The sequence below is a fragment of the Pseudoalteromonas sp. S4492 genome (assembly GCF_005886115.1).
In the GTDB taxonomy this organism is placed as follows: domain Bacteria; phylum Pseudomonadota; class Gammaproteobacteria; order Enterobacterales; family Alteromonadaceae; genus Pseudoalteromonas; species Pseudoalteromonas gelatinilytica.
Genome location: NZ_PNCP01000121.1, coordinates 1 through 3,128 on the forward strand (window position 1 = coordinate 1; position 3,128 = coordinate 3,128).

The 3,128-nt window shown below is 43.3% G+C and carries 5 protein-coding genes; all 5 read right to left on the reverse strand.

Features of this window, described 5'->3' with window-relative positions; all coding sequences use genetic code 11:
* On the reverse strand, positions 1-559 hold a 559-nt coding region (locus CWC28_RS21085; RefSeq protein WP_171038335.1), incomplete at its 3' end, for an Hsp70 family protein.
* Between the two features lie 47 nt (positions 560-606).
* Positions 607-1,134 carry a co-chaperone HscB gene (gene hscB, locus CWC28_RS21090; RefSeq protein ID WP_054552503.1) on the reverse strand — a complete coding sequence of 176 codons (528 nt, stop codon included), beginning with the start codon at positions 1,132-1,134 and terminating at the stop codon, positions 607-609.
* 78 nt (positions 1,135-1,212) lie between these two features.
* A complete protein-coding gene (iscA, locus tag CWC28_RS21095; RefSeq protein ID WP_054552502.1) occupies positions 1,213-1,536 on the reverse strand; it encodes an iron-sulfur cluster assembly protein IscA in 324 nt (107 codons plus the stop codon).
* Positions 1,537-1,547: 11 nt separating this feature from the next.
* On the reverse strand, positions 1,548-1,931 hold the full coding sequence (gene iscU, locus CWC28_RS21100; protein WP_054552501.1) for a Fe-S cluster assembly scaffold IscU: 384 nt from the start codon (positions 1,929-1,931) through the stop codon (positions 1,548-1,550).
* Positions 1,932-1,971: 40 nt separating this feature from the next.
* On the reverse strand, positions 1,972-3,128 hold a 1,157-nt coding region (locus CWC28_RS21105; RefSeq protein WP_138625734.1), incomplete at its 5' end, for an IscS subfamily cysteine desulfurase.

Genomic DNA, 3,128 nt, shown 5'->3' on the forward strand with positions numbered 1-3,128 from the left:
TTGGCTCGTTTAATAAACGTAAAACCTTGATACCAGCAAGCTCTGCGGCATCTTTAGTGCTTTGACGCTGAGCATCATCAAAATAAGCTGGCACTGTAATAACCGCGCCTAAGATGTCTTGACCTGCAAAGCTGTCTTCTGCGCGCAATTTTAATGCTTTTAAAATTTCACTCGATGCAGTAACAGGGCTAATTGCACCCGCAACCGTGCTGATTGCTAATGAGCCATCATGCTCACAAAATTCGTACGGCAGTTGACCATAGCTTTTTTCGATTTCAGCCTGAGTTTTACCTAAAAAACGCTTAACCGAGATTAATGTGTTTGCAGGGTCTTGAGTAGCAGCTGCTGCCGCTCGTTCACCAACCACAATGCTATCTGCTTGATATTGAACAACCGAAGGTAGCATCGCATTGCCTGCTAAATCAGTCAGTGTACGCGCTTCGCCGCTTTGCACTGTTGCAACTAACGAGTTAGTTGTACCAAGGTCAATACCGACTGCTAATTTGTGCTCATGTGGTGCCGCGCTCTGCCCCGGCTCAGCAATTTGCAATAATGCCATAATGCTCTTTTTAAACTCTTAAATAGCTGTTGTATAACAACTAACGATTAATCATCAAATAAACTGTCTTCAATACGCTCTAGTTCATCGCGTAGCTTATAAACAAACTTCAATTTACGAATATTGTCAGCAGCAGCTTGCCATTGTTGCTCATCATTACTTGCCAGCTGAGCGGCTAATTCACTGCTGTATTGTTTATCGAGCTGTTTAATTTGCGCTTCAAACTGGGCAATTGCTGCATCAGGATCTGCGGCATTTTCAAGCTCTTCTAATTCTTCACGCAGTTCCATTTGCTGCATTAAGAATAGCGGGTCTTGTAATGTTTGTTGCTCGGCGCGAATATCAACACCAAGCTCGCTTAGCATGTACTCAGCACGTTTTACCGGGTGTTTTAAGGTTTGTAATGCATCATTGATTTCTGCTGCATTTTGCACAGCAAGTAATTTGTCACGGCTGCTAGAGCTTGCGTGGCGATCTGGGTGAACTGCACGTTGCAGCTCAAGGTAGTGTTTATTAATAGTCGCTAAATCAATGTTGTAATCTACTGGAATTGCAAATAACTCAAAGTAACGCATTACATAATCCAACTCGGTAAACAGGAAAGAACAAAGCCCTACATAGGCAGGGCTTCAAGCAAAGAAAGTTTTTAAAGCTTAAACGGTGAAGCTTTCGCCGCAACCACACTCATCGGCTTGGTTCGGGTTGTTAAACTTAAACCCTTCGTTCAAACCTTCTTTGGTGTAATCAAGCTCAGTACCATCAATGTAGACTAAGCTTTTAGCATCAACGATTACTTTCACACCACGGCTTTCAAAAATTTCGTCGCCGTCTGCTAACTCATCAACAAATTCAAGAACATAAGCAAGACCTGAACAGCCCGTCGTTTTAATGCCAACGCGTAGGCCAATGCCTTTGCCGCGATTTGCTAAAAATGATTCTACGCGGTTTGCTGCCGCATCTGTCAATGTCACTGCCATGAATTTATCTCTTACTTCGCTTGTTTGCTTTTGTAGTCAGCAATTGCTGCTTGAATCGCGTCTTCTGCTAAAATTGAACAGTGAATTTTCACTGGCGGTAATTCAAGCTCAGCACTGATATCAGTGTTTTTGATTGTTGCAGCTTCATCTAATGTTTTGCCTTTTACCCACTCAGTTACAAGTGAAGAAGAAGCGATTGCGCTACCACAACCATATGTTTTGAATTTTGCGTCTTCAATTACACCTTCTGGTGATACTTTGATTTGCAATTTCATTACGTCACCACATGCTGGTGCACCCACCATACCTGTTGCAACTGACGGATCATTTTTGTCTAAAGCACCCACGTTACGTGGATTTTCAACATGATCGATTACTTTATCACTATAAGCCATAATACTATCCTCACTACCTGCTAGCGGCGGCGATCACTGATTAGTGATGCGCCCACTCAACTGAATCTAAATCAATACCTTCTTGATGCATTTCCCAAAGAGGAGACATCTCACGTAAACGGCCGATCGAGTTTTTGATTAGTTCAACGGTGTAATCAATCTCTTCTTCAGTCGTAAAGCGGCCAATGCTGAAACGAATTGAGCTGTGTGCTAACTCGTCATTACGGCCTAATGCACGTAGTACATAAGAAGGCTCTAAGCTTGCTGAGGTACAGGCTGAACCTGATGAAACAGCAATGTCTTTAACAGCCATTAATAACGACTCACCTTCAACAAAGTTGAAGCTGATATTTACAATACCCGGAACTGAGTGGCTTGGTTCACCATTGAAGTAAACTTCGTCCATATCAGCCATGATGCCATCGATCAGACGCTTACGAAGTGCGCTGATGTGTGCATGGTCTTTTTCGAAATCTTCTTTAGCGATTCTAAATGCCGCACCCATACCAACTAATTGGTGAGTAGCTAGTGTGCCTGAACGCATACCACGCTCATGACCACCACCGTGCATTTGTGCTTCTAAACGTGCACGTGGCTTACGACGAACATAAAGTGCGCCTACACCTTTCGGGCCATATACTTTGTGGCCAGAGAACGACATGAAATCTACTTTTAACTGTTGCACGTCGATAAGTACTTTACCTGCGCTTTGTGCAGCATCTACGTGGAACATAATTTTGCGCTCACGGCACATTTCGCCGATTGTCGCGATATCTTGGATAACACCTAGCTCGTTATTTACGTGCATTACGCTCACAAGTACTGTGTCGTCACGCATTGCAGCTTCAAGCTTTTTAAGGTCAAGTAAACCGTTTTCTTCAACGTCCATATAGGTTACTTCGAAACCTTGACGCTCTAGTTCACGACACGTATCAAGCACTGCTTTGTGCTCTGTTTTAACAGTGATAACGTGCTTGCCTTTCTTCTTATAGAACTGCGCAGCACCTTTAATTGCTAGGTTATTTGATTCTGTAGCACCTGAAGTGAAAACAATTTCACGCGGGTCAGCGTTGATCAGATCAGCAATATCTGTACGTGCTTGATCAACTGCTTCTTCTGCTTGCCAACCAAAACGGTGTGAGCGTGATGCAGGGTTACCAAAATTACCGTCCATAGTCAGGCATTGCATCATTTCTT